Here is a 24,329-nt window from a genome sequence, read left to right as displayed (position 1 = left end):
AGGACCATCATGGCGAACGCATATAAAAAAGCCGGTGTAAACATCGAAGCCGGTTATGAGACAGTGGGACGAATCAAGAAACATGTACAGCGCACCTTCCGTCCGGAAGTCATCGGCGGACTTGGCGGCTTCGGCGGAGCAATTGATCTGTCGCAAATGAATATCAAGGAGCCTGTGCTCGTTTCCGGAACCGATGGCGTCGGCACAAAGCTGATGATCGCGTTTGCGACTGACCGCCACGACACGGTGGGCATTGACGCTGTAGCAATGTGCGTCAACGATATCGTGACACAGGGTGCAGAGCCGCTCTATTTTCTCGATTATCTGGCCTGCTCATCTTTGAAACCAGAGAAGGCGGAAGCGATTGTCAAAGGCATTGCTGATGGCTGTGCAGATGCCGGCTGCGCCTTAATTGGGGGCGAGACAGCGGAAATGCCGGGCATGTATCAAGAGAATGATTATGACATTGCTGGTTTTTCTGTCGGTGTTGTTGAAAAATCAAAACGCATCACTGGTGACAAGGTGAAGCCTGATGACGTGCTGATCGGTCTTGCATCAAACGGCATACACAGTAACGGTTTTTCTCTTGTCCGTAAGCTCGTGTCGGATGCCGGTCTAACCTATAGTGATGCTTTTGAACCTGATCCAGATAAAACCGTTGGTGAAGTCCTTCTGACGCCAACGAGAATCTATGTTCAACCGGTTCTTAACCTGTTGAAAAAAATCGATGTACACGGGGTCGCTCACATTACCGGCGGCGGTTTCTATGAGAATGTGCCGCGCATGTTCCCAGAAGGACTGACGGGAGAGATCGATACCGCAGTATGGGAAGCACCTGCAGTGTTCCAATGGCTGAAAAAGCTGGGCAATCTTCAAACGGATGATATGTTCCACACCTTTAACATGGGTATTGGCATGGTTTTAACAGTTGCACCTGAAGACAAAGAAGAAGCGCTCGAGATGCTGAAGGCGTCGGGCGAAACGCCATTTGTTATTGGACATGTGACTGAAGGTCAGAATTTGACGCTGGTGAACATCGATGAAGCATAAGATTGCAGTTTTCGCATCAGGGCATGGAACCAATTTTGTCGCGATTAACGATGCCGTTCAAAAGGGCGATATCCCTGCCACGATTGAATTGCTCGTCTGTGATCAGCCGGGTGCCGCTGTTATCGAACGCGCGAAAAAAGCTGGTGTGCGTACATTGGTGGTGTCGAGAAAAGACTACCCATCAAAAGCGGCATTTGAACAAGAGGTTGCAGATGCTTGCCGGCAACATGATGTTGACTATATTTTTCTTGCAGGCTATATGAGGATACTAGGTAAGGTCATGCTTGCCGCATATCCGCATCGAATTATTAACATTCATCCTTCATTGCTTCCGTCTTTCACCGGATTGGATGCAATCGGCCAAGCCTTTGAAAAAGGGGTCAAGATTACCGGTGTGACGATCCACTATGTCGATGAAGGCATGGATACCGGACCGATCATCGCCCAGGCTGCTGTCCCGGTAGAAGATGATGATACTATTGAGACATTAGAAACACGCATTCATGAAACCGAGCACCAGATTTACCCGCAAACCATTGCAAAACTGCTAAGCAAATAATAAACAGAAACACAGATTCAGATATTGAGAACATCCGAAAAGAGAAAGGAAGTTATCGAAGTTGGCAAAACGAGCATTAGTCAGTGTTTCAGACAAGACAGGGCTTATTGATTTTGTGAAAAAATTGGTGGACGCAGGAATTGAGATTATCTCAACGGGAGGAACCAAGAAAGCAATTGAAGAAGCCGGACTTCCTGTTCTCTCAATCAGCGATGTGACTGATTTCCCGGAAATTCTGGACGGTCGAGTTAAAACGCTGCATCCGGCTGTTCACGGCGGTCTTCTTGCGGTTCGTGACAATAAAGAACACATGGAGGCAATCAAAGGTCTCGGCATTCAGACAATCGACTTCGTTGTTGTTAATCTGTATCCGTTCAAGGAAACGATCTCCAAACCGGATGTTGCTTATGATGATGCAGTTGAAAACATTGATATTGGCGGCCCAAGCATGCTTCGTTCGGCAGCAAAAAATCACCGCAGTGTTACCGTTGTTTGTGATCCTGCAGACTATGACGTTGTTGCAGAAAGCCTAGACGCAAACGCTGAGGTGCCTTTTGAACTGAAACAAAAGCTTGCGGCCAAAGTATTCCGCCACACAGCAGCTTATGACGCATTGATCGCCGATTATTTCACAAAGCAGGTAGGCGAGGAATTCCCTGAAAAACTGACCCTGACTTATGAAAGAAAACAGTCACTTCGTTACGGAGAAAATCCGCATCAGATGGCTTCATTCTACAGCGATCCGATCAAAGATGAGTCAACGATTGCTGCGGCTAAACAGCTGCACGGCAAAGAGCTCTCATACAATAACATTCGCGATGCGGATGCGGCGCTTGGCATTATCAAGGAATTCAAGCAGCCGGCAGCTGTAGCCGTGAAACACATGAATCCATGCGGCATTGGTATTGGTGCATCAGTTAATGAAGCATATGATCGTGCCTATGAAGCGGACCCTGTATCCATCTTCGGCGGTATTGTTGCTCTGAACCGTGAAGTAGATGCAGCACTTGCTGAGAAACTGCACGGCATCTTTCTCGAAATTATCATCGCTCCTTCCTATTCAGACGAAGCGATTGCGATCTTGGAAAATAAGAAGAAGAACCTGCGCTTGCTTCAAGTGAAGTTCACAGATGACAATCAGGAATTTGCTCAATATACCTCAGTTCGCGGCGGCATGCTTGTTCAAGATTTGGATACGAAGGGCTATGCAGATGTTGAAGCGGATCTGAAAGTAGTTACTGATCGCAAGCCTACGGAAGCAGAAATGGAAAGCCTGAAATTTGCTTGGACCATTGTAAAGCATGTGAAATCAAACGCGATCGCACTTGTTAATGACGGCCGAATGGTCGGCATGGGCGGCGGACAAACAAACCGCGTCGGTGCCGCTAAAATCGCGCTTGAAGAAGCGGGCGAAAAAACCAAAGGTGCTGTGCTTTCATCGGACGCTTATTTCCCGATGAACGATACCGTTGAAGAAGCGGCAAAAGCTGGCATCACTGCCATTATTCAACCTGGCGGCTCGATCCGAGATCAGGAATCAATCGACATGGCGAACAAGTATAACATCGCTATGGTGTTCACCGGCATGCGCCACTTCAAACATTAATTTCATTCGCTTTTTGAAAGGGGAACGATCATGAATGTGTTGATTGTTGGCGGCGGCGGCCGCGAACATGCGATGGCTTGGAAGGCATCGCAGAGCTCGCTCGTGAATAAAGTGTATGCAGCACCAGGAAGCGATGGAATGAGCGCTGTCGCAGAATGTGTTCCGATTGATGCCATGGATTATGAAGCGCTTGCTTCGTTCGCAAAAGAAAATGATGTGGCGCTCACACTTGTCGGACCTGAACAGCCGCTTGTCGGTGGCATTGTCGATGTGTTTTCAGCGAATGGACTGAAGGTTTTCGGACCATCAAAAGCTGCAGCTCAAATTGAAGGCAGCAAGTCCTTTGCGAAAGCACTGATGGAAAAATACGAGATCCCGACTTCACATTATCAGACCTTTACGGATTATCAGGCAGCAAGTGATTATCTGCAAAAGGTCGGTGCGCCGATCGTTCTGAAAGCGGACGGGCTTGCAGCCGGAAAAGGCGTTATTGTCGCACTGACCATGGAGGAAGCAGAACGCGGACTCAAAGCGATCATGAAAGACAAACAATTCGCCGATGCCGGATCTCGTGTCGTAATCGAGGAGTATCTGGAAGGCGAAGAGTTTTCACTGATGGCCCTGGTGAATGGTGAAAACGTTTTTCCTTTGGCGATCGCCCAAGATCACAAACGCGCGTATGAAGGCGACAAGGGACCGAATACGGGCGGCATGGGCGCCTACTCACCGGTTCCGCAGATTTCGAAGGCGGTTGTCGATGAAGCAGTCGGAACAATCCTGAAACCGACCGCATCCGGCATGGTAAAAGACGGCTGCACATTTACCGGCATACTCTATGCAGGACTGATTCTGACTCAGGCGGGACCGAAAGTGATCGAATTTAATTGTCGCTTCGGTGATCCGGAGACACAGGTTGTTCTACCGCGGATGCAATCCGATTTTATTCAGGTTGTGCTTGATATCTTAGATGGCAAGCAACCGGAACTTGAATGGAGCGACAAAACGGCGGTTGGGGTTGTGCTCGCTTCCGCAGGTTACCCAGGCAGTTACAAGAAAGCTGAAAAACTCGGTAATCTTGACGCTCTGCCTGAAGAAGCACTGCTTTTTCACGCCGGCACTAAGAAATCCGGCACGGATTGGCTCACCAATGGCGGTCGCGTTCTGCTCGTTACACGGCTTGGCGACGATCTCCGCTCTGCCCGCGATGCCGTAAACCACGACCTCGAAAGCATTCAGACTGATGCGGTGTTCTTCCGTAAGGATATCGGGCATCATGCGCTTGAAGCTTCCGGTCAAAAATAATTGTCAACGCAAAAACTGTCTCAGCCACAAGGCGAGGCAGTTTTTTTCATGAAAAGAAAATATTGAATAGGCTCAGAGTTTATGTCAGCGGATAGAAGTCGTTCATCCTACGACGTTCTTTTCAAATGAATCCAGAACATGAAAAGTATCATTAGTACCAATGAGTAGCCAATGATCCATAGGAAAAGAAGTGCGGCATGCAGTGTAAATAAAGGGTTTGGAGCAGATTCTAACCATTTCAATAATGGATAGACAGGGGGCAGGAAATTCATCATCGGTTGCAATTGTTTAGGCAGGATATCCATTATACCAGGCGCTGCTAATGTGATAGCGAGCATAAAACAAGTGCCTAACCAGGTGTTTGCTGAGTTTTTTACAAGGCGCCGTGTCATTAAAGAAGTGAACGACATCGATAAAACAAATAATAGAAAATGACTTAGAAAACCGATACTTATTTCTGGGAACGTGATTCGTTCATCAAACATTCCGAAGGCGATAGGAAACGATGTTGATATGACTGATAAAAGAACACCGATGAGGGAAACAAAAGCAAATTTCCAATTATAAAAGCTGTTCATGCTTTTTAAATGGACAATCGCAATCGTTTCCTGCACCTTCGCTTCAACATGAAAGACACTAATCGTAAACCATGCCGCTAATAGATAACCTAAAATGGACGTTAAGGCGTAGCTGTCCATAATTGGATTCGGACGGTAAGAATAGTTAACAAACAGCAACACAGTATAAATAACAAACGGTGGAACAAAAAGATAGGATCTAAAATAGTTCATGGCTTGGTAGCGTAGTACTGGAAACATGGGGTTCACCTGACCTTATGAGTAAGATGGATTTACGGATCGTATTTTATAGCTATTGGTTATGAGTTTAACAATGACCTGATTGCTTTGTTCTTCTGTTGTCTTAATAACAAGTTCGCGATCCCTAATACGGAATGACTTGCTTATTGTCTCTAAATGCAATTCAGGATGGGGGAGATCAGTAGATAACACGGCCTTTATTTCCATCGTCAAAACTCGAGGAAAAACGCTTTCGGCGATGATTTTACCTTGGTTAATTCGATAAACGCGATCTGCAACCCGTTCGAGCAATTTTCGCTCATGGCATGTAAAAAGAATAGGTAATCCCTCATATTTTAGCTTGTTCAAAATGTCGGCTAATTCTTCTTGTGACTGAGGATCCAGTCCGGATAACGGCTCATCTAAAATGAGAAAGTCAGGCTTCGATAAGAGCGCCTGCATGATACCGATTTTTTGCTTCATGCCCTTTGAAAAATGTTGGATCCGAATGTCTGCGTAGTCACTGAGCTGAAACGTATGCAACAGGTCAGTGATTTTCTTTTTTAAAGACGGAAGCGGCTGCCCCTCCATTTCCCCTAATAATGTTAAATACTCATTTGGCGAAAAACGGATATTATTTGGAAATTGTTCCGGTACATACCCAATTTTCATTTCAGCATGCTTTTTAACGATTCTGCCTGCTGTTGGTTTTTCCAGACCGGCAATGATTTTCAATAAAGTGCTTTTTCCAGAACCATTATGGCCAACAATGGCTAGTGTTTCTTCACGATTGATGGAAAAACAGACGTGATCAAGAATTTTTTGATGGTCATAATGCTTAGAGATATGGTCAATATGTATCAATGGATCGATCCTGAGCCCCTTCTTTCTTTGTGAAGTAATTAACGGCTTTCAAAACAAGCTTACCTCTTTATTTTTTGTGGAAATCAGAGAGACTGTCTGTAAATCGTACAATGAAGTCGCGACAATTCAAGCAATTTATCGTTTGGCTAATTGATCATTTACTCATCAATTTACTCGCTTCTTCAAAGATGGCACACATGCCCATTCTGATTTGCTCGTTTGTCAGCTTGGCGATACATAACCGAATCGCGTTTTGCTCTCCGGCACCGTTAATAAAATAATTGTTGGCTGGCGAGACATAGATTTCTCGATCCTTAAGCTGCCTGATTAATTGCTCGACATTCAGGTCATGTGAAAGCTTCATCCAGGCAAAAAAGCCTGTTTTTGGAACAGCTATTTCAATACCAAGGTGAGGGAAGCGTGTGACGCAGTCTCTTAAGCAATCCATTTTCTTTCGATAAGCAAGCTGTACTTTTCGAACGTGATTTCGATACATGCCGCTTTTTATAAAAATTTCTAGTGCGCCTTGAGCTAATATGGAAGTGTTTAAGTCATCATATTTTTTGTGTTTTATGAATGTGGCGACCAATTGTTCAGGAAGGACAACCGCTGCAATTCTAATGCCGGGCATAAATGCTTTAGAAAAGCTTTTTATGTAGATTGTTCGCTGTGAGACGTCGTAATAATGAGCAGGCAATGCCTTTGAATTCGTGTCAATATCTGCTAGATAATCGTCTTCAATGAGGTATACGTCATATTTTTCTGCCAGTGCTACAATGCCCTTTTTCGTTTTTTCTGAGTAACTCGTTCCCAATGGATTATGAAATCTGGGGATTATATAGAAGAATTTTATTTCTTCTTCTCTGAAGATCGTTTCCAGCTCATTTAAATCAATGCCGTCGTCTCTCCGGTCAATTCCAATCAAGTTCAATCCGCTTTCGATCACCATTTCCTGCATCAATCCATAGGTGGGCTGCTCAACCAAGATGTTTTTCTTTTGATTAGGAAAGGACATTTTTGTCACTATATTCAAAGCTTGTTGTGCGCCTGAAGCGATACAAATGTGTTCATCAGAGGTGAAAATTTGGTGCTCACTGAAGTGAGTGACCAGCACTTTTCTCAAAGATTCCAGTCCCTGAGTTGCTCCATAGGTAAATAAATGATCTTTATATAATTCAACGGATCGATTGATACAATGATTAAATTCTTTATATGGCAGTAGCTTGGGTTCTGGCATAACCTCTGAAAAATCAATTTTTTCCTGGAGATTTCTGCTTGGAGAATGATTTTCGACTAGGTAGAAGCCTCCTTTAGGGATGGAATAAATCTTGTGGTCATTTTCAAGTTCCTGATAAGCACGGATGATTGTCGATTTATTACACATAAACTTTTCAGCCATCACGCGAATGGAAGGAAGCCGTTCTCCCTGCTGCAGCTGGTTTGACGTGATCAGTTGTTCAATGCTCTCAATAATCTGTTCAAACTTCTTTTTCACATGCCACACCTCTTACCTATCTTGATCCACATTCTTAATCATCTATACCGGTACAGATGTTATTTTTTCAAATTGTACCGTATGAGCCTAGTATATATAATTTGATTGAGAAATGGAATAAAAAGATTAGGGAGAAATGTCGGGTATGGCTATGAATCGAAGGAAAGCGATTATCTATATGATGATTGCGGCGTGTTTGTGGAGTATTGGCGGATTGTTTATTAAACTTGCAGACTGGAATCCGATGGCGATTGCAGGTGCCCGCAGTGGAATTGGCGCACTTGTCATGTTGATTTATTTAAAGAAGCCGATGATTCATTTAAAAGATAAGCCGACGGTACTTGGCGCATGTGCTTATGCGAGCCTTCTTGTTCTGTTTGTGTCTGCGAATAAACTGACGACTTCAGCAAATGCCATCTTATTACAGTTTACAGCGCCTATATGGGTGGCCATCTTTTCGGGATGGTTTTTAAAAGAGAAGGTTCGAAAATCTGAATGGATAACGATTGCTGCGGTTATGCTGGGGATGATTCTGTTTTTCATCGGCGATTTGCAGCTCAAGCATACATTAGGCAATATTGTGGCTCTTTTCAGTGGGGTGGCAATGGCGAGCATGATTATCTTCCTGAAACTCCAGAAAGAGGGTTCTCCGGTAGACGTCACATTGCTTGGCAACATGATTGTATTTATCGTTTGTCTTCCTTTTTTCTTCATGTCGGTTCCAAGCAAAGAAACCCTTTTTGCACTGCTTATATTAGGTGTTTTTCAACTTGGCATTCCGTATATCTTTTATACAAAAGCGATTCCGTTTGTATCACCGATTGAAGCTGCACTCATCCCCATTCTTGAGCCTTTGCTTAATCCGGTTTGGGTACTTTTTGTGACCGGAGAAGTGCCTGGGTACTATGCGCTTGTAGGAGGCATCACGGTTATGGTTGCGATGGTATCGAGAGGGGTATATCAGGCGAGAAAGAGTGGATGAAGATAATCTTCTCATGCGTGCAAACAATCCAAAAATTCTTGATACAGCTCTGTAGAAGGTGTAAAATAACGGCACTAGACAAAGAAGGATAAATCAGGAAACAAGAGGAGAGGATTGAAGTGAGCGACACAGTCAGAAGAGTAGGTATTGTAGGTATTGGTAATGTAGGAATAGCGGCGGCATCAGCGGTTGTTCATGAAAACATTGCGGACGAGCTGTACATCTCGGATATTGATTCCGAACGTGCGAAAGGTGAAGCATGGGATTTTGCGGACAGCATTGAATTGACTCCATCACGGACACGGGTAATTGAAGTTCCGCTTGAAGGTCTGGCGGTTTGCGATGTTATTCTCGTAGCTGTCACCGAAAGATCTCAGATTCCAAGCAGTTCTCGTCTTGAACTGCTAAAGGGGACAGCAGCAATCACTTATGATATTGTGCCAAAACTGCGCCAGGCTGGTTTTAAAGGTACGTATGTCATTGCGACAAATCCTTGTGACATTATCACCTATCTATTCTATAAACTGTCCGGACTTCCGAAAAACCATGTAATAGGTACCGGTACTGCACTAGACAGCATGAGACTGCGCCGGCAATTGTCCGATGTGATTGGCGGTGTCGATCCGCGCAGCATCAGTGCGTTCATGGTTGGCGAACACGGAGATTCTCAAATCGCTGCTTGGTCACATGCTACGGTCGGCGGACAGTCGCTCGATCAATTTGAGGAAGACAACTTTGATCAATTTGGCAAGATCGACCGCGAACAAGTAGAAGATGCAGCCAGGCATTTCGGCTGGGAAATTCATAAACGCAAGGGCAACACACAGTTTGGGATCGGAAACGAACTTGCCTTCTTTGCAAAATCGATCCTTAATGATGCGCGCGTCGTGACTGCTGCATCGGTTATTCAAAACGGCGAATATGGACAGCATGATCTCGCCATCGGTGTTCCAATTGTGCTGGGCAGAAACGGTGTGGAAAAAATCGTTAAATATCGCCTAAGCAAAAAAGAACAGGAAGGCTTTAACGCATCAGCCGAGCTGATCAAAGGCTACATTAAACAAACACTGGAAGAACATGAAGAACCAGCAAACAACTAATAGATAATAATGAAGCCTCCGTCTTGAGCGTGAAAAATGCTCAAGACGGAGGCTTTTTGTCATGATAAGAAAGTTTAAAATTCAGGGCGGAGTTACTAGGATGATTAGCGCTACTTCGCCATGATTTAGGTTCAAACACGAAAGTGCGAGACGCCTGCGGGAATCGCGAGCCAAGTGAGACCCCGCAGATTACTGCTTGTTTGAGGAGGCTCACGGATCGCCCGCGGCAAGCGNGACGCCTGCGGGAATCGCGAGCCAAGTGAGACCCCGCAGATTACTGCTTGTTTGAGGAGGCTCACGGATCGCCCGCGGCAAGCGAGCAACTGAAGTGTCGTTTAAGCACAAGTTTGGTGAATTAAAGCCGCATAAAAAGCGATAGTCAAGGACCGGGCTTGCCCGGTTTTTCTGAATCGGCATTTTAGGAGAGAGACCGATTAATTCCCGAAACAGACCGATATCACGCCAAAACTAGCTTAGACATATACCCGATCAAAGAATTCATCGTAGCGATCTACATAAAAATCCGCTCCGGCTTCTTTGTTCTGGAAGAGACAAGTTTTCTTGCCGAGCTTCTTTGCCGGAATAATATCGAGTGTTCGATCACCAACCGCTAAATCAATTCCATGGCGGTCATCGAGATAAATGTAGGAAGCCGGGTCTGGTTTGCGCGGAAAGCCATCATCACCGGTTACCATTTCTGTAAAATAGTGTTCCATATCATAGTGCCGCAGAATACGGACAAGATCTTCGCGATTATTATGCGTCATGATCACATTCTTGTCTGCAGAGTCAAGCACTTTTTCAACGGAATCAAACGGCTTAAACCCGCTCGCCGGGTACTGTCTGATCAGCTGTTTGAACTCGCCGATTTGTTCTTCAGTCATATCAAAATAGGAGAACGCTTCTGAGAATGATATTTTTATTTTAGAAAATATGTCCTCTTCAGAGACATCAGTATGAAGCGTGCGCTTAAAGAGGTTGGCATAAATGGGGTAAGTATCAAAAAGAGTACCGTCAAAGTCCCATAAAATATTAATTGTCGTCACATCCCTTAAACGTCTTGTAAGCAATACAATCTTAGGCTACCACAAACGTGTACAGGATGAAACCGAAAACAGATGGAAATAGAAATAGCTGCAACAAGGGTTATTTGCAAGGTGAAATTATTTTCGCGCTGTGCTGGGCGAAAACATTTTTCGCTCTGACTTTATCACTCGCCATAATTGATGTAAGATGTTATAAAGAGTATTTATGCGAGTTTGTAAGACGAGATCGTGTTCAAACTTGAGAAAAGAACTAGGATGTGTCTGAACAAGGGCATAAGATTCCGCCTGACGCATCAGAACATCTTTTTATTTGTACATTCGTAAAACATAAAAAGTGATGAAGTTGCGGATTAACCACGAGAAAGGAATGGACAAGGTTGCAAATTGATAAATTAAGAGGCAAATCTCTTGATCAGCTGTTTGACGCCATCCTGACATTGAAAGATCGCGAGGAATGCTATCGCTTTTTTGATGACCTATGCACGATGGGCGAGGTGCAGTCATTATCGCAACGTCTTGAAGTGGCGAGAATGCTGATGGCGGGACAAACGTATCATCAGATCGAGGAAGATACAGGTGCCAGCACAGCTACGATATCCAGAGTCAAACGCTGCATCAACTTCGGTGCGGACGGCTATAAAATGACCATTGATCGATTAGAAGAAAATAAATAAAGAATTGTTCTCGTTGCATGAAGAACAAGAGATTTCATTGAGACGGCGGTGTTCTGGGGACAAGTGCATTCAGAATACGCCGGCTTTGTGTTTGTGTGCTTTTTTGTTCTTCACGCTGCGCAGCAACTCTAGTTTAGGAAGTGATTAAATGGACCGGCTTTCACAGGAATTGCTTGAAGGACTGAATTCGGAACAATTAAAGGCGGTCAAGCATCATGAAGGGCCCCTGCTGATTATGGCAGGCGCGGGAAGCGGTAAGACGCGCGTGCTGACGCACCGCATGGCATATATGATGATTGAGCGTGATGTGGCGCCTTGGAATATTCTCGCTATCACATTTACCAATAAAGCGGCTAAAGAAATGAAGGAACGTCTCGCCAATCTGGCAGGCCCGCTGGTTGATGACGCATGGGTTTCTACATTCCACTCAATGTGCGTGCGGATCCTGCGCCGTGATATTGACCGGATGGGTGTCAGCCGTAATTTTACGATCCTTGACTCAACCGATCAGTTGTCTGTTGTGAAGCAGATTCTAAAAGATCAAAATCTTGATCCGAAAAAATTTACACCACGCGGCATTCTTGGGAAAATCAGCGCAGCAAAGAATGAGTTGAAGACGGCTGCTGATTTTGCAAAAAGCGCTCAAGGCCCATATGACGAAGTGGTTCGCGATGTTTATAAAGATTACGAGAAGAAGCTGCTGCAGAACCAATCACTCGATTTTGACGACTTAATCATGACGACCGTCCACCTTTTCCAGCGTGTACCGGAGGCTTTGGATTATTACCAAAAGAAGTTTCAATACATTCATGTGGATGAATATCAGGACACCAACCGAGCGCAGTATCTGCTTGTGCGCATGCTGGCCGACCGATTTAAAAACCTGTGCGTCGTTGGTGACTCCGATCAGTCGATCTATGGATGGCGCGGAGCTGACATTCATAACATCCTATCCTTCGAGGAAGATTATCCGAACGCTGAAGTTATTAAACTAGAACAAAACTACCGATCGACAAAGAAAATTCTTGAGGCTGCCAATCATGTTATTGAAAATAATCACGACCGTAAGCCGAAGAATCTGTGGACGGAAAATGCCGACGGAAAGAAAATCGCTTATTACCGAGGTGCAACCGAGCGCGAGGAAGGTTACTATGTCGCTGGAAAAATGCGCGAGCTGTTTAAAGACGGATTCAACTATTCGGATTTTGCGGTGCTCTATAGAACGAACGCTCAATCTCGTGTCATTGAAGAAACACTCGTTAAGTCGAATATTCCATATCGGATGGTCGGAAGTATTAAGTTCTACGATCGCAAGGAAATTAAGGATATACTCGCCTATCTCCGACTGATCGCTAATCCGAACGACGAAATCAGTCTGGCACGTGTCATCAATGAACCGAAACGCGGCATTGGCGCTTCGTCTATGGATAAACTGGCTGATTACGCGATTACGGCGGATCTCTCTTTGATGCAGGCAATTGGGGATGTTGAGCAGACGGGAATCGCTGCGCGGACTGCAAACAAGATGGAAGCCTTTGCAGACATGATTATGAACTGGTCCAAGATGCAGGAATTCTTGTCAGTAACCGAGCTCGTTGAAGAAGTGCTCGACAAGTCCGGCTATCGCGAAGCGTTAAAATCCGAACGGACGATCGAAGCGCAAAGCCGCCTTGAAAACCTTGATGAATTGTTGTCGGTAACAAAGGAATTTGAAAGCACACATGAAGATAAATCGCTGATTAATTTTCTGACCGAGTTGGCACTGGATTCCGATATTGACGAGGAAGAGGATCAGGCTGTTCAGGATTCGGTGACGCTCATGACCCTTCACTCCGCCAAAGGTCTGGAATTCCCTATTGTTTTCCTTGTGGGTATGGAAGAAGGCATTTTCCCTCATCTTCGTGCATTGGATGATGAAGAGGAAATGGAAGAGGAGCGGCGTCTGGCCTATGTCGGTATCACAAGGGCTAAGCAGCAGCTTTTTCTAACGAGTGCCCAGATTCGAATGCTGTTTGGTAAAACAATAGCTAATCCAGCGTCACGATTCATTAAAGAGATCCCTAATGAATTGCTGGAACTGGAAGACTCGGAGGAACGCGAAATCTCTGGGGGCTTCTCATCAAAATCAAGGTCCGGCTCTCCATTCGAACGCAGATTTTCATCACCGCAAGTCCGTCAGACACCGGTCCTTCAAAAGAAAACCCATAATACTGAAGCGTGGGCAGCCGGTGATAAGGTTTTGCATAAAAAGTGGGGCCAGGGCACGATTGTGAGCACGCGCGGAAATGGAGACAGTGTCGAACTGGATATTGTTTTCCCTAGTCCCGTTGGTTTGAAACGACTGCTCGGCGCGTTTGCCCCGATTGAGAAAGTATGAAAAGGCAATAATAAGATCAGAGTTCACTTTTACTTCCGCACTTTTTAAACATCCTCTTAAAGGAGAAACGAATCATGGAAGAGCAACTGCCCCAACACCTCATCGATTTGCGCAGGCAACTGAATAAGTACAGCTATGAATATTATGTAGAGGACAATCCGAGTGTGCCCGACAGCGAATACGATCGGCTGATGAATGAACTGATCGCGATTGAAACGGATCATCCAGAATGGATCACTCCGGACTCGCCAACCCAGCGTGTTGGCGGAGAACCGCTCAAAGCGTTCACGAAGGTGACCCATGATGTCCCAATGCTTAGTCTAGGGGATGTGTTCAGTGAAGAGGAATTGCTGGATTTCGACCGTCGCGTCAGGCAAGCGGTCGGCGATGAAGTGGCTTATGTCTGCGAATTAAAGATTGATGGTCTGGCGGTATCTCTAACCTATGAACAAGGCAAATTTGTCCTTGGTGCGACACGCGGAAACGGAACGATCGGTGAAGATATTACAAACAATCTGAAGACGGTCCGCACTTTGCCGCTTGTCCTTCCTGAGCCAATCGATATTGAGGTGCGCGGCGAAGCTTATATGCCGAAGAAGTCATTCGAGAAGCTGAATGAAGAACGGAGCCAGAATGATGAGCCGCTTTTTGCCAATCCGCGCAATGCGGCCGCGGGCTCTCTGAGGCAGTTGGACCCGAAAATATCGGCGAAACGCCGACTTTCCGTCTTTTTATATAGTTCCGGCCAATTTGACCGTGAGAAAATAAAGACCCATTATGGCTTGCTTGAGGCGATCCGAGAGCTGGGCCTGCCGGTCAATCCGGAATCACGACGCTGCCGGACAATGCAGGAAGTCTTTGATTACATCCGGGAATTCACGGAGAAACGTGACGCGCTTCCTTATGGCATTGACGGCATCGTGGTGAAGGTAGATTCCATGGACCAGCAGCGGCAACTGGGCAATACCGTTAAGTCGCCGCGCTGGATGATCGCCTATAAATTTCCTGCTGAAGAAGTGGTCTCAACTCTGGAAGCAATCGAGATCAGTGTGGGCCGTACCGGAGCAGTTACGCCTACGGCAGTTCTGACACCCGTATCGGTTGCCGGAACTACGGTCAAAAGAGCGTCCCTGCATAACGAAGACTTGATTCGAGAGAAAGATTTGCGGATTGGCGACAGAGTCGTGATCCGCAAGGCTGGCGATATCATTCCTGAAGTAGTGAATGTACTTGTCGAGCAGAGAACGGGCAAGGAAGAGCCGTTTTCGATGCCGACCCATTGCCCGGAATGCGGCAGTGCGCTTGTTCGTCTTGAAGAAGAGGTCGCATTGCGCTGCATCAATCCGAAATGCCCGGCACTTATCCGCGAAGGTTTGATTCACTTTGTCTCGCGCGGCGCGATGAACATAGATGGATTAGGCGAGAAAGTCATTACCCAGTTGTTTGAAAAACAGCTGATTGCCGATGTCGCCGATCTATATAAATTACAGCGCGAGGATCTGCTGTCGATGGAACGGATGGGTCCTAAATCGACAGATAATTTGCTAGACGCTATTGAGCATTCAAAGGAAAACTCATTAGAACATTTGCTTTTTGGTCTGGGTATCCGCTATATCGGATCAAAAGCCGCGAAGCTTTTAGCACAAGCATTTAAGAATATTGATCAGCTTGCTGCAGCCGATTTGGAGGCTTTAACTGCGGTTGATGAAATCGGCGAGAAAATGGCGGAATCTCTAATCACTTATTTTTCTAAGCCTGAAGTCGGTGCGCTGATCAATGAACTGAAATCAGCCGGAGTAAATATGGCCTATCTTGGACCTGACCCTGCAGTTGCTTCGCAATCGGATTCGCTTTTTAATGGAAAAACCGTTGTATTGACCGGAAAATTGACACTCATGACACGTAATGAAGCGAAAGATGAAATTGAAAAACGTGGAGGCAAGGTTACGGGCAGTGTCAGTGCCAGCACGGATCTTGTTGTCGCTGGAGAAGCAGCCGGATCGAAATTGAAAAAAGCGCAGGAGCTTCAGATCGAGGTCTGGGACGAAGCGCGTTTCGTGGAAACACTCAAGGAATAGGAGATGTTCCAGATGAACTGGAAAAAAACAGCAGCTGCGGGATCGGTGCTTCTTGCCTTGCAGCTTATCCTATCAGGATGCTGGTTCAACACGACACCTGATAATAAAGTGGGGACAGATAACAATGGCAAATCAGGAACGGCCAGCCTGATCCCAAGTGCGAATACATCGGACTATCAGTCGATCCGTCCAAAGGAAAGCGACAGCACGCGCGGCTACATACAATATGGACCGAAGAACCGTGTCGACATGGATCAGTTGGAGCTTGGCCTGATGGATTTGTCAAAAAGTGTGTTCAGTCCAAATGACTACGTCTTTCAGAGTGGCCAGTATCTAAAAGAATCAGACATTAACAACATTCTCCACAGACGGGGACAAGAGCCTGTGCAGTATGATGCTAATAAGAAAAAATTACCGGTGGTACCTGGTTTGAATCCGCCGCTTGGAAAAGGCAAGACGGTTGTCGATCAATCAAAAAACAGTCCGAAATATATTAATTATGTGGTCGAACAGGACTATTTAAAGAAAGGCAAGAACGGCAAATACAGTGTGGGCGGCGTCTCACTGGCGGTTTCACTTAATTCTGTTTATGCAGACACGATCACCTATAACAATAAAATGTATCCGGTCTCTGTTAATTTAAATCGATCCAAGGTCATCTCATGGGGGAAAAAGCAGGCACAGCAGATCCTTCAACGGGTGAGAAACAAAAGTGGGCTGGGGCAGGTGCCGGTATTTATTACGCTTTATATAACAGCGGCTCCCCAGTCCTATGTGCCCGGAGACTTTGTTGCCAAGACAGAAGTCGGCAGCGGATCGGGAAGCATTAATGGATGGACGAATGTGGACGAACACCATGTATTGTTCCCATCAAACACCGCCACCAACAGCTATAAGGGCGATCTTCAGAAATTCAATCAGTTCAAGAGTGATGTCCAGAAATATTATCCGGATTATGTAGGCGTTATCGGCAAAGCCTTTTATCGGAATAAAGAGCTGAGTGACATCACACTGGACATCGACTTTAATAAATTTATTGATGAAACGGAAATGCTCGGCTTCACAAATTATGTGACCTCAATCGTGAAAAACAGAACTGCGTTTTCACGGAATGTACCGATTCATGTTTACATCACAACAGGAAGTACACCTGAAGCACTGATTGAACGGACAGCGGATATGGATGAACCCTATGTCCACATTTTCCAGCACTGATTAGTCAAGCACGCAAAACAATAAATGATAAAGAGAGTGAAACTGCTTTACGGCAGTTTCGCTCTTTTTAATTTGGCTATGTTAATTGGAGCGGAAGGTGCGCTGTTCGCCTGCGGCCGCACCTGTAGATGAGAGCGCACGGAACGGTACGTAAGAGATTAACAAAATTAATTATTCAGTGACTACATTTAATAATATAATGGAAATAAGCATAAAAACATGGTATATTTAATAATAGATAATTAATACTTAATAATTAAAGGACGTGATGACTTGGATAAACTTGATCTGAAGATGCTGCGCATTTTAATGAAGCATGGTAGGGCGACATGGTCCGACTTGGCTGCTGAAGTTGATATGTCATCCCCTGCGGTGGCCGAACGCGTGCGGAGACTGGAGGAAAAAGGGGTGATTAAAGGTTATGGGGCAGTGATTGATCCGGAACATGTTGGCAATACATGTACGGCATTTGTTGCGGTAACCCTTGAAAAAACAGAACAGCGTTCAGCATTTTTAGATTTGGTTTCGAACCTTGCTGAAGTTCAGGAATGTCATCATATTGCCGGTGACTATGATTACTTGTTGAAAGTGCGCAGCCGGGACACCAAAGACTTGGATCGCGTCATCAGTTGTGAATTGAAAAAATTACCCGGCGTTAAGACAAGAACGACAATTGTGATGAATTCACTGAAGGAAACAACTCAGCTCCCAATTCATTCAGATCGTTTTTCATGAGGTACCGCCTATGGACCTACTTGTGTACCTGAGAGGAATGATCTTGGGTCTTGCGATTGCCGCACCGGTCGGTCCGATCGGTGTGCTTTGCATTCGACGTACTTTGACGGCAGGTCGGCTTTACGGGCTGCTATCGGGTATCGGCGCAGCTACTGCTGATGCTGTATATGGATCAATTGCCGCCTTTGGCCTTACTGTTGTGTCTCGCTTTTTGGTTGGCCAGCAGCTGTGGCTTCAGGTCATCGGTGGCTGCTTTCTTTGTTATCTTGGAATTCGGACATGGCGGTCAAAAGCAGCTGATTCACCCCCGCAAGGTGCGGGAAAGGCGAGAAAGCTTCTCGGTGCCTATACATCAACCTTGGCATTAACCCTGACGAATCCCATGACCATTATCTCGTTTGTAAGTATATTCGCCGGGATGGGCATCGCTGCTGGAAGTCATGTCGCATCCATGCTGATCGTGTTCGGCGTTTTTTGCGGTTCTGCGCTATGGTGGCTGCTGCTCAGCGTATGTGTCGGTCATTTTCGGGAAAAGATGGACACAAAGCTGTTAGGATGGATCAATCGTTTCTCTGCAATAATTATGTTGGGTTTTGGGGTTTTTGCATTATACCAGGCAATGAATTAATGTGTTGGGTTAAGGAAACATTTTACGATCCATTTCGCTATTTAGATGCCGCTGTTATTGCATATAGTCAATGGTATTTGATATGATTAAAGCATTGTTGGAATTTGCCAAGAGGTGGCAAATGAAGCCGATTGGCGGAGGTGAAAAAGATGAGCAGAATCAACGAGGAACAGGTAAGATATGTCGCTAATTTGGCGCGGCTGTCTTTTAATGATGAGGAAATTAAGACGTTCACGACGCAGCTCGATGATATCATTGGTTTCGCAGAACAGCTTAATGAACTGGATACAGAAGGCATTGAGCCGACCACCCACGTGCTGGACATGTATAATGTGATGCGCGAGGATGTTGTTGAACCATCATTGCCGCGCGAAGAAGCGCTCAAGAACGCACCGCTCCAGGAAGATGGACAAGTTAAAGTACCGCTGATTATGGAAGCGGATTGATTGAAGCTGAAGGAGGAAATAGTGATGCCACTTTTTGAAGAAGGCCTTGTGTCTTTGTCTCAAAAGTTACATAGCAAGGAAATCAAGGCATCCGATCTTGTCGACGAAGCGTTCACGCGTATTCATGATGTCGATGGTGATGTGCAGGCGTTTCTGACCTTGAATGAAGAAGCAGCCAGAGAAGAAGCAAAGGCCATTGACGAAAACGGATCCGCTGAAGATGCGATTCTCTCAGGCATGCCGATCGGAATTAAAGATAACATGGTCACAAAGGGATTGAAAACCACTTGTGCCAGCCATATTCTTGAAAACTACGATCCGCTCTATGACGCTACCGTAGTTGAGAAGGTAAAAGCACAAAAGGCGATTACCATTGGAAAATTAAACATGGACGAGTTTGCGATGGGTTCATCAACTGAAACATCGTCTTTTGCGATTACGAAAAATCCATGGGATCTCGAACGCGTACCAGGTGGATCCAGCGGCGGTTCCGCAGCGGCTGTCGCTGCGGGCGAAGTGCTTTTTGCGCTGGGTACCGACACAGGCGGTTCCATCCGCCAGCCATCCGCATTCTGCGGCGTTGTCGGCATGAAACCGACTTATGGACGTGTATCCCGTTATGGATTGGTTGCTTTTGCGTCATCATTGGATCAGGCAGGACCAATTACACGTACTGTCGAAGATAACGCGTACCTGCTTGAAACCATTTCCGGACTGGATCGCCACGATTCAACAAGTGCCGATTTAGCTGTGCCTCATTATGCCGCAGCTTTGACCGGCGACATCAAAGGCCTTCGAGTGGCTGTTCCGAAAGAATACCTCGGTGAAGGTATCGATGAATTGGTAAAAGCAAATATCCGTGCAGCCATTAAGCAGCTCGAATCACTGGGTGCGGTTGTGGACGAAGTGTCCTTGCCGCATTCGAAATATGCGGTGCCTGCTTACTATATTATTGCTTCATCTGAAGCGTCGGCTAACCTCGCACGTTTTGACGGTGTCCGTTACGGCGTCCGCGCGGAAACAAACGATTTGATCGACATGTACAACAAATCGAGAAGCGAAGGCTTCGGCGATGAAGTGAAGCGCCGAATTATGCTTGGTACCTTCGCATTGAGTTCCGGCTATTATGATGCTTACTATAAAAAGGCGCAGCAAGTGCGCACGCTGATCAAGCAAGACTTTGAGAAAGTGTTCAAGGATCACGACATCATTGTCGGACCAACGACACCAACCACTGCCTTCAAGATCGGTGAAAATATCGATGATCCGCTGACGATGTATGCAAACGACCTTTTAACGATTCCAGTCAACCTTGCCGGCATTCCTGCGATCAGCCTTCCATGCGGTCTCGCTGACGGACTTCCGGTCGGCCTGCAGATGATCGGCCGACCATTCGGTGAAGAAACACTGTATCGCGCGGCTCACGCCTATGAACAAACTGCCGGGTTTACACTAACGCCTGCCAAAGGGGCGATGAATAAATGAGCAACTTTGAAACAGTCATCGGACTTGAAGTCCATGTCGAACTGAAAACAAAAACGAAAGCATTCTGCGGCTGCGCTAACCAATTCGGTGCCGAACCGAACACCAACACATGCCCGATCTGTCTCGGACATCCTGGTGTTCTGCCGATTTTGAATCACGAAGCCGTTGATTATGCAATTAAAGCAGCGCTCGCGCTGAATTGTGAAATCTCACGTGAGACCAAATTCGACCGCAAAAACTATTTCTATCCGGATAATCCGAAAGCCTACCAGATTTCACAGTTCGATCAGCCAATTGGACGCAACGGCTATATTGAAATCGAACTCGATGGCGAAAAGAAACGGATCGGCGTGCACCGTCTGCACCTCGAAGAAGATGCCGGAAAGCTGAACCACTTGGAAGACGGTTCCGGTTCGCTTGTCGACTTCAACCGTGTCGGTACACCGCTGATCGAAATCGTTTCCGAAGCAGATATGCGCGACCCGCATGAAGCTTATCTTTACCTGGAAAAATTGAAAGCGATCATGCAATACATTGATGTTTCCGACGTCAAGATGGAAGAAGGCTCACTTCGCTGTGACGCCAACATTTCCATCCGTCCTTTCGGCCAGACGACATTTGGCACAAAGACCGAATTGAAGAACCTGAACTCATTCACATTTGTTGAAAAAGGGCTCGCTTACGAAGAAAAACGTCAGGAAAAGGTTCTGCTTTCCGGTGGCGAAGTCGTTCAGGAAACGCGCCGTTATAATGACGCAACTAAAGCGACAACCGTAATGCGTGGTAAAGAAGGCTCCGAAGACTACCGTTACTTCCCGGAACCGGATATCATCAAGCTGAAGATCGACCAGGAATGGATCGACCGGATCGAAGCGGAAATTCCAGAGCTTCCGGATTCTCGTCAAAAACGCTACGTCGAAGAATTCGGTCTTCCGGAGTACGACGCAATGGTGCTTACACAGGCGAAGACGATGTCCGACTTCTTCCAGGATGCCGTTGCTGAAGGTGCCGATGCCAAACTCGTGTCCAACTGGCTGATGGGCGATGTGTCTGCGTACCTGAACAGCAAGTACAAAACCATCGATCAAGTACCGATGACCGCCAAAGGCTTGGCCAAACTGGTACAGCTGATTGAAAAAGGCACGATTTCCAGCAAGATCGCCAAGAAGGTCTTCAAAGACCTGATTGAAAAAGGCGGCGATCCGGAAGAAATTGTCAAAGCCAAGGGTCTTGTTCAGATCTCCGACGAAGGCGCACTTCGCGAGATGCTGGCGCCAATTCTTGAAGCCAACAAGCAGTCCATGATTGACTACAAGAACGGTAAGGATCGCGCCCTCGGCTTCCTTGTCGGCCAAGTCATGAAACAAACACACGGCAAAGCCAATCCAAAGATGGTCAACAAGATCATTCTCGAAGAAATTGACAAGCTGTAAAAATAACGCTGTAAAAGCGGGACCCCTAATTGTGTAGGGATCCCGCTTTTTTTGCGGTAAAACGCCGAATTCGCTACCATATTTGGCACTAGACCGGATTATTCGTGACGACGACCGAATTATTTTCGGTAACGACCGGATTAATCTTGCGACGACCGAATGAAATGCCGCAACGACCGGATTATTAGTGATCAAAACCGGATTGACTGCCGGCCACCACTGAAATGATCGATATTTTTTCCAAACTGATCGATAAATTTTTGAAAGTGATCGATACTTTTTCCAAGCTGATCGATAATATTTTGAAACTGATCGATAAATTCGTAGAACTGACTGATAAAGCTTTAAATCGGCAGGCATTTGCCACGGCAAATGCCGACTGCATTGGAAACCGAACCATTGAAACGTTCACGTGATCGATTTTGATTTTAAAAATTGTTTACAATATAATAAAATAAGGAAGTTCGCGATAAGAGAGCGAACTGTGTGCAGTTGCAGTTTTACGTAAACGCATCCATGATTGTCTCAGAAACAATTGATTTGTTCCAATCGCTGATTAGCAGTAAGTGAGATCGGAAACAATGAATAAAAACAATCAAAAGCGTCCGATAAATCGTACCATGACATATGACATCTTAAATTTAAGCCGATAAGGAAGACTCCTTTTTCCACTTTTGAACGTAGATATTTATATATAGAGTTTGATTGGGTGATAATCATGAAGAAGGCAAGATTAATCTACAATCCAACGTCAGGCCGCGAACTGGCGAAAAGAAATATCGCCTACATTCTGGATCGTCTTGAGGATGCAGGTTATGAAGCATCAGCCTATGCGACCAAAGCCGAGGGAGATGCAACGAAAGGCGCGCGCAAAGCAGTCAAGCGAAAATTTGACCTGGTAGTGGCGGCAGGCGGTGACGGCACCATTAATGAGGTGATCAATGGACTTGCGGAAATGGATTATCGCCCGAAGCTCGGCATCCTGCCTTTAGGAACGACCAATGATTTCGCCCGCGCCGTTGGCATTCCCCGTGACATTGTCAAAGCTTGTGATGTGCTTTGCAATGGGCATGAGATGCCGATTGATATTGGCAAAGTCAACGACAATTATTTCGTTAACATCGCTGGCGGTGGCAAGCTAACGGAATTGACCTATGATGTACCGAGTAAGCTGAAAACCATGCTTGGCCAGATGGCCTATTTTATCAAGGGCATTGAAATGCTCCCGTCAATCCGGCCAATCAAAGTGAAAATTAATTATGACGACCGCACCTTTGAAGGCGACATCATGCTGTTTCTCGTATCCAATAGCAATTCAGTCGGCGGATTCGAAAAGCTTGCCCCCGAGGCGAAGATGAATGACGGCCTTTTCGACCTGATCATTTTGAAGGCGGCCAACCTGGCGGAGTTCATCCGCCTCGCATCCATGGCCACTCGCGGTGAGCATATGAAAGATGAGAAAGTCATCTATGCTCAAGCAAGCCGCATCAAGATCGAATCCCAAGAAAAAATGCAGCTGAATATCGATGGTGAATATGGCGGTGATTTGCCCGGCGAAATCGTCAATCTCTATCACCACTTGCATTTGATGGTCCCGAAAGAAACGCAGGATGCGCATCTGCTGAACATTGAGCAGGAAGTGAAACAGCTCCAGTAAACAGGCTGAAAAAAGTGCCATGAACTCAATGGGGTTCATGGCACTTTCGCATGCGTGTGCAAGCGATTTGTGTAATTTATTGCTCTTTTACAAAGAGATGAACCAACTCTGTACGTGGATTTTACGATAAGACCGATAAATCTGCGAAACAGATCGATATTTTTTTCGAAGCGACCGATAAAAACAAAAAACAGACCGATAAACCCTGTGCCATCCGTATAAAGCACATGCAGGCAAACCAAACAAAACGTCAACGTAAAAATGATCACTTCTCCGCACTCCGCCGTGACGTGTATGTGATTAATAAGGATGAAGAAAATTTATGAGCAAAATAGTTCCCTGAATACCCGTATGGGTATATACTGCAATTGTAGTCGGAATCTCATGTTAGGTTTTGAGGATATCGGCTCGCTAGTGATAAGCAATTAAACTTTTGACTTTAAGATTGAAAAAACATTTTAAAGGAGTTATTAGCGATGAATGAAATTACTGTGTACACGACCAATACTTGTCCTTATTGCCATATGGTGAAGAATTTTCTTGAAAAACAAGGATTGCCATTTAAAGAAGTCAATGTGCAACAAGATCCAGTTGCTGGTCAACGTCTTGTGGAAACAACCGGACAAATGGGTGTGCCACAAACAAATGTTAATGGTCAATGGGTACTCGGATTTGATCCTAATCGAATCATGAGTTTTGTTCATGCATAATCTTGCTTGACCAGCAATAGGTTGAAGAAATCAATAATTGACCAAAAAGAGAACAGGAAACCCCCTTCTCATTTTTTGGGTATTGAGAAA

22 protein-coding genes are annotated in these 24,329 nt (G+C 45.7%); 18 read left to right on the top strand and 4 right to left on the bottom strand.

What is annotated here, in order from left to right; translation table 11 throughout:
• Positions 1–9: 9 nt before the first annotated feature.
• The 4 genes from purM (at position 10) to purD (ending at position 4,517) form a co-directional block, all read left to right on the top strand.
• Complete coding sequence (gene purM, locus P343_RS32990; protein WP_023511172.1) at positions 10–1,050, top strand: phosphoribosylformylglycinamidine cyclo-ligase; 1,041 nt, start codon at positions 10–12, stop codon at positions 1,048–1,050.
• Positions 1,040–1,609: a phosphoribosylglycinamide formyltransferase gene (purN, locus tag P343_RS0119120; RefSeq protein ID WP_031264162.1), complete on the top strand. Its 570-nt coding sequence runs from the start codon at positions 1,040–1,042 to the stop codon at positions 1,607–1,609. Before purM ends, purN begins: the two co-directional genes overlap by 11 nt.
• A 61-nt stretch (positions 1,610–1,670) precedes the next feature.
• Positions 1,671–3,215 (top strand): bifunctional phosphoribosylaminoimidazolecarboxamide formyltransferase/IMP cyclohydrolase, encoded by a 1,545-nt coding sequence (purH, locus tag P343_RS32985; RefSeq protein WP_023511171.1) that lies wholly within the window; start codon positions 1,671–1,673, stop codon positions 3,213–3,215.
• 30 nt (positions 3,216–3,245) lie between these two features.
• Positions 3,246–4,517 (top strand): phosphoribosylamine--glycine ligase, encoded by a 1,272-nt coding sequence (purD, locus tag P343_RS32980; protein ID WP_023511170.1) that lies wholly within the window; start codon positions 3,246–3,248, stop codon positions 4,515–4,517.
• Between the two features lie 107 nt (positions 4,518–4,624).
• On the opposite strand, the gene P343_RS32975 is transcribed toward purD, so the two are convergent.
• The 3 genes from P343_RS32975 to P343_RS32965 form a co-directional block, all read right to left on the bottom strand.
• On the bottom strand, positions 4,625–5,335 hold the full coding sequence (locus P343_RS32975) for a hypothetical protein (protein ID WP_023511169.1): 711 nt from the start codon (positions 5,333–5,335) through the stop codon (positions 4,625–4,627).
• Positions 5,336–5,350: 15 nt separating this feature from the next.
• Positions 5,351–6,178, bottom strand: coding sequence for an ABC transporter ATP-binding protein (locus tag P343_RS32970; protein ID WP_023511168.1), 828 nt, complete (start codon positions 6,176–6,178; stop codon positions 5,351–5,353).
• Positions 6,179–6,332: 154 nt separating this feature from the next.
• A complete protein-coding gene (locus tag P343_RS32965) occupies positions 6,333–7,673 on the bottom strand; it encodes an aminotransferase-like domain-containing protein (RefSeq protein ID WP_023511167.1) in 1,341 nt (446 codons plus the stop codon).
• A 145-nt stretch (positions 7,674–7,818) separates the two neighbouring features.
• Here P343_RS32965 and P343_RS32960 point away from each other — a divergent pair, with 145 nt between their 5' ends.
• Together P343_RS32960 and P343_RS32955 are read left to right on the top strand one after the other, a co-directional pair.
• On the top strand, positions 7,819–8,655 hold the full coding sequence (locus P343_RS32960; RefSeq protein WP_023511166.1) for a DMT family transporter: 837 nt from the start codon (positions 7,819–7,821) through the stop codon (positions 8,653–8,655).
• A gap of 119 nt (positions 8,656–8,774) precedes the next feature.
• Positions 8,775–9,755 (top strand): L-lactate dehydrogenase, encoded by a 981-nt coding sequence (locus tag P343_RS32955; RefSeq protein ID WP_023511165.1) that lies wholly within the window; start codon positions 8,775–8,777, stop codon positions 9,753–9,755.
• Positions 9,756–10,228: 473 nt separating this feature from the next.
• Here P343_RS32955 and P343_RS32950 read toward each other — a convergent pair whose 3' ends face one another.
• Positions 10,229–10,801 carry an HAD-IA family hydrolase gene (locus tag P343_RS32950; protein WP_023511164.1) on the bottom strand — a complete coding sequence of 191 codons (573 nt, stop codon included), beginning with the start codon at positions 10,799–10,801 and terminating at the stop codon, positions 10,229–10,231.
• A 377-nt stretch (positions 10,802–11,178) separates the two neighbouring features.
• Between P343_RS32950 and P343_RS32945 the strand changes: the two genes are divergently transcribed.
• The 12 genes from P343_RS32945 (at position 11,179) to P343_RS32885 (ending at position 24,239) form a co-directional block, all read left to right on the top strand.
• Complete coding sequence (locus P343_RS32945; RefSeq protein ID WP_023511163.1) at positions 11,179–11,475, top strand: YerC/YecD family TrpR-related protein; 297 nt, start codon at positions 11,179–11,181, stop codon at positions 11,473–11,475.
• Between the two features lie 148 nt (positions 11,476–11,623).
• Entirely contained in the window at positions 11,624–13,852 is a 2,229-nt protein-coding gene (gene pcrA / locus P343_RS32940) for a DNA helicase PcrA (protein WP_023511162.1), read from the top strand.
• 71 nt (positions 13,853–13,923) lie between these two features.
• A complete protein-coding gene (gene ligA, locus P343_RS32935; RefSeq protein ID WP_422784831.1) occupies positions 13,924–15,930 on the top strand; it encodes an NAD-dependent DNA ligase LigA in 2,007 nt (668 codons plus the stop codon).
• Positions 15,931–15,942: 12 nt separating this feature from the next.
• Entirely contained in the window at positions 15,943–17,145 is a 1,203-nt protein-coding gene (locus tag P343_RS32930) for a CamS family sex pheromone protein (RefSeq protein WP_023511160.1), read from the top strand.
• Positions 17,146–17,418: 273 nt separating this feature from the next.
• Positions 17,419–17,880: an Lrp/AsnC family transcriptional regulator gene (locus P343_RS32925; RefSeq protein ID WP_023511159.1), complete on the top strand. Its 462-nt coding sequence runs from the start codon at positions 17,419–17,421 to the stop codon at positions 17,878–17,880.
• Positions 17,881–17,890: 10 nt separating this feature from the next.
• Positions 17,891–18,508: a LysE family translocator gene (locus tag P343_RS32920; protein WP_023511158.1), complete on the top strand. Its 618-nt coding sequence runs from the start codon at positions 17,891–17,893 to the stop codon at positions 18,506–18,508.
• A gap of 149 nt (positions 18,509–18,657) precedes the next feature.
• Entirely contained in the window at positions 18,658–18,954 is a 297-nt protein-coding gene (gene gatC, locus P343_RS32915) for an Asp-tRNA(Asn)/Glu-tRNA(Gln) amidotransferase subunit GatC (protein WP_023511157.1), read from the top strand.
• A gap of 24 nt (positions 18,955–18,978) precedes the next feature.
• The gene (gene gatA, locus P343_RS32910) at positions 18,979–20,439 is read left to right on the top strand and encodes an Asp-tRNA(Asn)/Glu-tRNA(Gln) amidotransferase subunit GatA (protein ID WP_023511156.1); all 1,461 of its coding nucleotides are present in this window, start codon (positions 18,979–18,981) and stop codon (positions 20,437–20,439) included.
• Positions 20,436–21,872: an Asp-tRNA(Asn)/Glu-tRNA(Gln) amidotransferase subunit GatB gene (gene gatB, locus P343_RS32905; protein ID WP_023511155.1), complete on the top strand. Its 1,437-nt coding sequence runs from the start codon at positions 20,436–20,438 to the stop codon at positions 21,870–21,872. The genes gatA and gatB overlap by 4 nt, the downstream gene beginning before the upstream one ends.
• Positions 21,873–22,096: 224 nt before the next feature.
• Positions 22,097–22,288 carry a hypothetical protein gene (locus P343_RS32900; RefSeq protein WP_023511154.1) on the top strand — a complete coding sequence of 64 codons (192 nt, stop codon included), beginning with the start codon at positions 22,097–22,099 and terminating at the stop codon, positions 22,286–22,288.
• A 302-nt stretch (positions 22,289–22,590) separates the two neighbouring features.
• Entirely contained in the window at positions 22,591–23,529 is a 939-nt protein-coding gene (locus P343_RS32895) for a diacylglycerol kinase (protein WP_023511153.1), read from the top strand.
• Between the two features lie 476 nt (positions 23,530–24,005).
• A complete protein-coding gene (locus P343_RS32885) occupies positions 24,006–24,239 on the top strand; it encodes a glutaredoxin family protein (RefSeq protein ID WP_023511151.1) in 234 nt (77 codons plus the stop codon).
• The last annotated feature ends 90 nt before the right edge of the window (positions 24,240–24,329 follow it).

Origin of the sequence: Sporolactobacillus laevolacticus DSM 442 (genome assembly GCF_000497245.1) — a bacterium.
GTDB lineage: Bacteria > Bacillota > Bacilli > Bacillales > Sporolactobacillaceae > Sporolactobacillus > Sporolactobacillus laevolacticus.
The sequence above is the reverse complement of the archived record's forward strand: the minus strand, read 5'-3'. Positions and strand labels throughout refer to the sequence as shown.